Consider the following 7,535-nt stretch of genomic DNA (forward strand, 5'->3'; position numbering starts at 1 on the left):
CCACACCCATGCAATCACCCCGACGCAGCATCTCCAGGGAGTGCTGCTCATCCTCCACGGTGAGCCGCAGCGAGATCCCGCCGCGCTCGGCGATGGTCCGCAACACCGGACGGAACCACGTGCCCAGCGAGTCCGCGTTGACCCCGACGGTCACGGGGCGTTCACTGATGCGTCTTCGCAGCCGGTCCTCGGTCTCCTGTTCCAGCAGACGCATGCGGCGGGCGGCCTGGACGAGCACCTCGCCGGCCTCGGTGACCCCGACCGGGGTTCCTCGCCGGACGACCACCCGGCCGACGTCTGATTCCAGTGCCTTGATCCGCTGACTCACCGCCGAGGGGCTGACGCCCAGGCGGGAGGCTGCGGCATCGAAACTCCCCTCATCGACGACGAGCAGGAGGGTATCGAGGTGACGAGGAATCATGAAGATGAGCTTACGTCAGTTCAGTTCTGCTTGTTTGGCTTCATTACGGGTGCTCCTTAGGCTCGTCAGCGTGTTGACCGCTACTCTCGCCTCCCAGTTGAATGTCGCCCTGACCGGCCTGCTGTTCCAGCTGACCGTCATCGCCAGCATCGGACCCCAGAACGTCGTCCTGCTCAAACAGGGCGTGCGACGCTGGGGTGTCGGCCTGGTCGTCACCGTGTTCATCATCGGCGACCTGCTCCTGCTGCCCCTCGGCACCGCCGGAGTGTCCGTGGTCGTCGAGAAGATGCCACTGCTGCTGGACGTCCTACGCTGGGGCGGGGTGACCTACCTGCTGTGGTTCGCCAGCACCTGCCTGCGCGACGTGCGTAACCCCACGCCGATCGACACCTCCAGCGGGAATCCCTCCCCGCATGACGCCCGGGACACCGTGGTGCTCCACTCCCCCGGAACTGAGTCTGGAACTGAGTCTGGAACTGACTCTGCCCCTGTAGTCGGGGCAGGTGCGTCCGGCAACGGTACCGGCGTTGCCACCCGCACACGCGTCCCCCTGCGCACCCGGGCGACGACCCGCCTTCCCGCCCTCGCTGCCCTACCCACTGCCTTGGCGGTGACGTTCCTCAACCCGGCGGCCTGGGTCGACGGAATCCTCGTCTTCGGTTCGATGTCCAACCAGTACGGCGATGCCGGCAAGTGGGTCTTCACCGCCGGAGCCCTGGTCGGGTCCATACTCTTCTTCATCACTGTCGGCTACGGCGCCCGGCTGCTCAGCCGACCGCTGTCGAAGGCCTCCGTGTGGCGGTGGATCAACCTCGGGATCGGTGTGCTGATGATCGCCATCGCAGCCCGCCTGGCGATGATGGGGTGAGGCGGCCCCTCACCCGGTCTCAGGTCAGAACGGGTTACCGCCGCCGACGGCGAGCCACAGTCCCGCGGCACCGCCCAGTCCGATCAGTGCGAAGACCCATGCCGAGGCCAGCGGACGGGTCGCCCAGCGGCGAGAGGTGTCCGCGGAGTAGCGTCCCGGACCCGTGAAGGTGATCACCAGGGCGACCACGCCGGTCAGTGCCCACAGCTGCGCGGTCGGCGACAGGGCATAGGGCCAGTAGCTTGCGTCGAAGGTGGACAGGGCATGTCCGGTGAGGAAACCGGACACCACCACCGCTATCGCCGCGCCCAACGGGGTCAGCAGGCCGAAGACCAGCAGGCCACCGGCGACGACCTGGGCGACCGGAATCACGATGGCGAGGATGTCGGCGAAGGAGTAGGCGGCCAGTGACTGCTCGAGGGCGCTGAGTCCGGGGTCGCCGCCGAAAGCGAACAGGGTCTGCAGGCCTCGGATGATCAGCAGACCACCGACGACCAGACGCAGGATCAGCAGTCCGAAGTCGAGCGTTCCGCGACGCGGGTCTTCTGCAACGTCGGCAGCGGCCGCAGCTTCCGCCTGGGCCTCGTCCGTCACGCCGTCCTCCGGTGTGGCGCCGTCCATCTGTGTGGCCGCCGCGCCAGCGCCTGCAGTGCCAGCGGCGCCAGGCTGCCCGGCAACGAACGTGGTGGTCTCCGCAGCCGGGTCGATCACCGCCGTCGCCTGGTCGGCATCGACAGCAGCGTCACCGTCTGTCATCCACTCGGAGGACTCCGGGACAGGTCCGCGCGACACGGTTCCCTGGTCCCACGGCGAGGCGGGGGCGTCGGCGGCACTGCCGCTCGCGGGGTCAGTGTGCCCAGTGTGCACAGTGGACTCAGTGGGCTCAGCAGCGAAGGCAGGGTCCGGTGCCGCGGCGAAGACCGTGGTCGCGGAGTCATCGGAGGCCGCCTCGGAGACAGGCTCTTCAGCGGGCGGGGCCGGAGCCTCCGGTTCCGGACGCCGCGGCTCGATCCGCTGCGGACGCGCCCGGCCAGCGCGATCGTAGACGTCCTGCTTCGGCGCCGGGGTACCCACCGCATCCTCGGTGTCCTCGAGTGCCTCGTCGGCCGGACTGTCGGACGCCGCGTCGGACGCTGCAGCCGTCGGAACATCTGCGGAAACATCTGCGGTATCTGCCGCAGGTGCCGCAGGGGCCCCATCGACAGCGGCAGCGGGAGCGGCCTCGGTCGGCCCGCCGTCCTGCGGGGAGTCCGGGATCAGGTCAGTGTGCGGCGCCTGCGGAATGTCGGACAACCCCGGAATGTCCGGCGTTTCCGTGGACTCAGGGGCATCCGGCACATCGATCTCGTCGAAGAGGTCGGCGTCGATACCCGGGGCGCCCGGAACATCCGCAGTACCGGCGGCACCGGCGTCGTCGGCGCTGCCGGTGTCACCGATGCTGCCGGAGCCCTTCTCGGAGCCCTTCTCCGCCGCCTCGTCGGCGCCCTTGTCCAGATCCTTCTCAGGTTCCCTGTCGAACAGTCCCATGGTCTCTCCCACTTTCTCCGCCTGCGACAAGGCGCATGTCCCACCGCAGGTCTTATGCGAAAATCCGGCCTTCTGTCTCACCAGCCTAGGCTAGGCGGTACGCCAAAGAGCGCAGGCCGACAAGGTATGTCGCGCCTGAAGTGCCGACGAAAGGACTCGCACCAATGGCCTACGTCTCCACCGACACCTCCGGTTCCTTCGACCGGGACATGAACTACATCGATGACCGGGTCCTCGACGACCCCACCTCCTCCTGGCCGCTGGCCGCCGGACGCTACCGCCTCATCGGGGCCCGCGCCTGCCCCTGGGCACACCGGGCGATCATCACCCGTCAGGTCCTGGGACTGGACTCTGCGCTCAGTCTGGGAATCGCCGGCCCCACCCACGACTGGAAATCCTGGACCTTCGACCTGGACCCCGACTCCGTCGACCCGGTCCTCGGGGTAGGCCGCCTGCGCGACTGCTACCTGCACCGTTACCGGGACTACCCCAAGGGCATCACCGTGCCAGCACTCGTGGACATTGAATCGAAGGCCGTGGTCACCAATGACTTCCGCACCATGGTCACCGACTTCGCCACCGAATGGGCCCCGCTGCACCGCGAGGGCGCCCCCGACCTCTACCCGGAAGCACTGCGTCCTGAGATCGACGAGATCTCCAGCCTGGTCTTCCACACCGTCAACAACGGCGTCTACAAGTGCGGCTTCGCCGGGACGCAGGTGGCCTACGAAAAGGCCTTCGGCGAGCTCTTCGACACCCTCGACATGCTCGAGCAGCGGCTGGGCGCCCAGCGCTACCTCGTCGGTGAGCACATCACCTTGGCCGATATCTACCTCTACGTCACCCTGGTGCGGTTCGACATGGTCTACCACGGCCACTTCAAGTGCAACCGGTACAAGATCTCCGAGCAGCCCAACCTCTGGGGTTACCTGCGGGACCTGTTCCAGACCCCCGGATTCGGAGACACGACGAACTTCCAGCAGATCAAGGACCACTACTACATCGTCCACGCAGACGTGAACCCCACCGGGATCGTGGCCATCGGGCCGGATCCGGCGGGGTTCCATGAGCCGCACGACCGTGGCAGGTTCGGCGGCTCCCCCTTCGGCACGGCGACGATCCCGTCGCCGCCGCGGAAGGAGGACGTCCGACCCGGTGACGAGAGGCTGTGAGCCAGCCTCGCCGTCAAACCCGGAGTCGGACGTCGGGTACTGCTGAGGGTGTTGCGCGCGGGCGCTGCAGGGGCTCCTACAGGGCCGCGGTGATCCCCTCGACCGACTGCTTGGCATCGCCGAGCAGCATGTCGGTGTTCTCGTTGAAGAACAGCGGGTTCTGCACGCCGGCGTAACCCGAGCCCATTGAACGCTTGAAGACGATGACCTTGTTGGCCTCCCACACCTTCAGCACCGGCATACCGGCGATCGGTGAGCCCGGCTCCTCGGCAATGGGGTTGACCGTGTCATTGGCACCGATGACCAGGACGACGTCCACGTCACCGAAGTCGTCGTTGACCTCGTCGAGCTCCAGCACGATGTCGTAGGGCACCTTTGCCTCGGCCAGCAGGACGTTCATGTGGCCAGGCAGGCGGCCGGCGACCGGGTGGATGCCGAAGGTGACGTCCACACCCTGCTCGCGCAGCTTGGAGACCATCGAGGCCACCGGGTACTGCGCCTGGGCGACGGCCATACCGTAACCCGGGGTGATCATGACCGATTTCGCGCCCTTGAGCAGCTCAGCGGTCTCCTCGATCGTGGTCTCGGTGTGCTCACCGTAGTCCCGGTCATCGCCACCGGAGGCCTCGGAACCGAAACCACCCAGGATCACGGAGACGAACGAACGGTTCATCGCCTTGCACATGACGTAGGACAGGTAGGCACCGGAGGAACCGACCAGCGCACCGGTGATGATCAGCAGCGGGTTGGCGAGCATGAAGCCCGCCGCAGCCGCGGCCCAACCGGAGTAGGAGTTCAGCATGGACACCACGACCGGCATGTCGCCGCCGCCGATCGCGGCAACCAGGTGGATACCCAGCAGCAGCGACAGCACCAGCATCACGGCCAGCAGGGTCCAGGACAGGGAGGCGTTGTCGCCACCGTTGGCGATGAAGATGCCCATACCGACCAGGGAGATCACGATGATGCCCAGGTTCAGCAGGTTGCGCCCCGGCAGGGTCAGCGGTGCGCCGCCGATCTTCCCGGAGAGCTTCAGGTAGGCCACGATCGAGCCGGTGAAGGTCACCGCACCGATGAAGATACCGAGGTAGATCTCACCGAGGCTGAAGCCGGCGGTGTCGTCGGCGTCCAGCTCGCCGATGAAGGAGTTCACACCGATGAGCACGGCGGCCAGACCCACGAAGCTGTGCAGCATCGCGATCAGCTCCGGCATACCGGTCATCTCGACCTTGCGTGCCTTCGGGATACCGATGGCCGCACCGATGATCATCGCCACGGCGATCAGCAGCAGGGTGACGAGCGCGTTGTTGTAGTTGTCCGGGTCGTTCTCAGAGTTGACGACGGCCTTGACGATGGTGGCGACCAGCGCGATCGCCATACCGGTCATACCGAACCGGTTGCCGCGGGACGCGGACTCCTGCTTGGCCAGCCCGGCGAGAGCCAGGATGAACAGCAGGGCGGCCACGATGTAGGCCAGGTTGGTGATCTTGTCGGTCCATTCCAGGACGTTGGCGTCCAGCGCACCATCGGTGGTGCCGGAGCTTGCTGCGAGAATCAGCTGGTTCATGTCAGTTGCCTCCCTCGAACATGGTGAGCATGCGTCGGGTGACGAAGAAGCCACCGAAGATGTTGATCGAGGCGACCACGATGGCGATGAACGCCAGCACCGCAACGGCGATGTTGGACGATCCCACCTGGAGTATCGCACCGACCAGGATGATGCCCGAGATGGCGTTGGTCTCACTCATCAGCGGAGTGTGCAGCTTGTGGGTCACCGCGGTGATCACGTAGAAGCCGACGACGACGGCCAGCATGAGCACCATGTATTCATCGGCCACGGCCAGCGGGCTGACCAGGATCAGGGCGATACCAAGCAGACCGGCGATCAGCTTCCAGAGCAGGCCGGACTTCTTCGGTGCCTCCTCGGCCTCTGCCTCGGCAGCGGCATCGGCGGCCGGAGCAGCCGGGGCGGGGGCGGGGGCGGCGGAGACCTTCACCGGCGGCGGGGGCCACAGGATGTCAGCCTTCGCGTCAGCACCGGTGGCCTCGGCAGCCTTGGTCACGGTGATGCCGCGGACGATCTCGTCCTCCAGGTCGAAGACCGGGGTACCGTCCTTGGCCGGGGTGATCAGCTTGAACAGGTTGACCACGTTCTGACCGTAGAGCTGGGACGACTGCGCAGGCAGTCGACCGGCCAGGTCGGTGTAGCCGATGATCTTCACACCGTTGTCGGTGACGGTGACCTCACCGGGGACGGTGAGCTCGCAGTTACCGCCGTTGGCCGCAGCCATGTCGACGATGACCGAACCCGGCTTCATCTTCGCCACGTCCGCCGCGGTGAGCAGCACCGGGGACTTACGGCCCGGGATGTTCGCGGTGGTGATGACGATGTCGGACAGCGCGGACTGCTCGGCGTAGAGCTTGGCAGCGGCGGCGGCCTGGTCCTGGGTCATCTCCTTGGCGTAACCGTCGTCGGACTTCTCCGACGCGGTCGGGATGGCCACGAACTCCGCACCCATCGACTCGACCTGCTCGGCAGTCTCCGGACGCAGGTCGGTGGCCTTGACCACCGCACCCATGGAGTTGGCGGTACCGATCGCGGCCAGACCGGCGACACCGGTTCCGATCACGTAGACGGTGGCCGGCGGCACCTTACCGGCGGCGGTGACCTGACCGGTGAACAGACGACCGAAGGCGTTGGCGGCCTCGATGACCGCACGGTAGCCACCCACGTTGGCCTGGGAGCTGAGCACGTCCATGGACTGTGCGCGGCTGATGCGCGGCACGGTGTCCATGGCGACGGCGGTGACATTCTGGCCGGCGAACTCCTGGATCAGCTCGTCATTGCGAGCCGGTGCCATACGGGAGATCAGGGTCGACCCGGACTTCAGGGCAGCGCGCTGCTCGGGGGACGGCGTATCGAGAGTCGTCACGATGTCGGAGGACCAGACGTCCTCGCCGACGATCGTGGCCCCCGCGGCCTCGTACTGACTGTCGGGGAAGTTTGCCTGGTCACCTGCGCCGGACTGCACGGCTACGTCGTAGCCGAGCTTGATCAGCTTGCCGACAGTGTCGGGCGTTGCAGAGACCAGGGTTTGCGGTTCCCGTGGGATACCTATGAGCAACTTCTTCGGCTCCTCTGGTGCGTGGTCGACTGGTCCGGTGTGCCAGGCGCATGGCCCCGTTTACGGTGGTCGGGGCGGCATACGCCGCCGGACGTCGAGCTAAGTGAGTGAAATCACGTTGGTAAACGTCCGATTCATTATGCACAAGACCGCGTCCTCACAACAGCAATTTCGGGAACTTTTTTATAACTTTTGCCCGTTCGCAGTGCTCACCAGCACAACTCGCTGTGATCGGGAGCATAGAGTTTCCTGCACAATCACCCCCGATTACCCCCATTCCGGCACTCAGGAATTCTCTGGACGAACATCTTTGCACGTTACAAGCACTATATTACCCCCGGGAAAGTACGCAGATATGAAGCCCGGAACGTCGCAGCAGCGTGTGACATTCCTCCGCACAACAGTATTCAGCCACCCCTACG

Annotated in this window: 6 protein-coding genes; 2 read left to right on the forward strand and 4 right to left on the reverse strand. The window is 65.9% G+C overall.

Annotated features, from left to right (window positions below; all coding sequences use genetic code 11):
* On the reverse strand, nt 1–421 hold a 421-nt coding region (locus ACTXPP_RS13705; RefSeq protein ID WP_443342625.1), incomplete at its 3' end, for a LysR family transcriptional regulator.
* A gap of 70 nt (nt 422–491) precedes the next feature.
* Between ACTXPP_RS13705 and ACTXPP_RS13710 the strand changes: the two genes are divergently transcribed.
* On the forward strand, nt 492–1,289 hold the full coding sequence (locus ACTXPP_RS13710; RefSeq protein WP_301496422.1) for a LysE/ArgO family amino acid transporter: 798 nt from the start codon (nt 492–494) through the stop codon (nt 1,287–1,289).
* A gap of 24 nt (nt 1,290–1,313) precedes the next feature.
* Here the strand turns inward: ACTXPP_RS13710 and ACTXPP_RS13715 are convergent, their stop codons facing one another.
* The gene (locus ACTXPP_RS13715; RefSeq protein WP_443342627.1) at nt 1,314–2,816 is read right to left on the reverse strand and encodes a DoxX family protein; all 1,503 of its coding nucleotides are present in this window, start codon (nt 2,814–2,816) and stop codon (nt 1,314–1,316) included.
* 164 nt (nt 2,817–2,980) lie between these two features.
* Here ACTXPP_RS13715 and ACTXPP_RS13720 point away from each other — a divergent pair, with 164 nt between their 5' ends.
* Nucleotides 2,981–3,988: a glutathione S-transferase family protein gene (locus ACTXPP_RS13720; protein ID WP_301496426.1), complete on the forward strand. Its 1,008-nt coding sequence runs from the start codon at nt 2,981–2,983 to the stop codon at nt 3,986–3,988.
* Nucleotides 3,989–4,064: 76 nt separating this feature from the next.
* On the opposite strand, the gene pntB is transcribed toward ACTXPP_RS13720, so the two are convergent.
* Both pntB and ACTXPP_RS13730 read right to left on the reverse strand, forming a co-directional pair.
* Entirely contained in the window at nt 4,065–5,555 is a 1,491-nt protein-coding gene (gene pntB / locus ACTXPP_RS13725; RefSeq protein ID WP_443342629.1) for a Re/Si-specific NAD(P)(+) transhydrogenase subunit beta, read from the reverse strand.
* A gap of 1 nt (nt 5,556) precedes the next feature.
* Entirely contained in the window at nt 5,557–7,113 is a 1,557-nt protein-coding gene (locus ACTXPP_RS13730; RefSeq protein ID WP_443342631.1) for a Re/Si-specific NAD(P)(+) transhydrogenase subunit alpha, read from the reverse strand.
* Nucleotides 7,114–7,535 lie beyond the last annotated feature (422 nt).

This window comes from Candidatus Corynebacterium faecigallinarum (assembly GCF_052264515.1).
GTDB classification, from domain to species: Bacteria; Actinomycetota; Actinomycetes; order Mycobacteriales; family Mycobacteriaceae; genus Corynebacterium; species Corynebacterium faecigallinarum.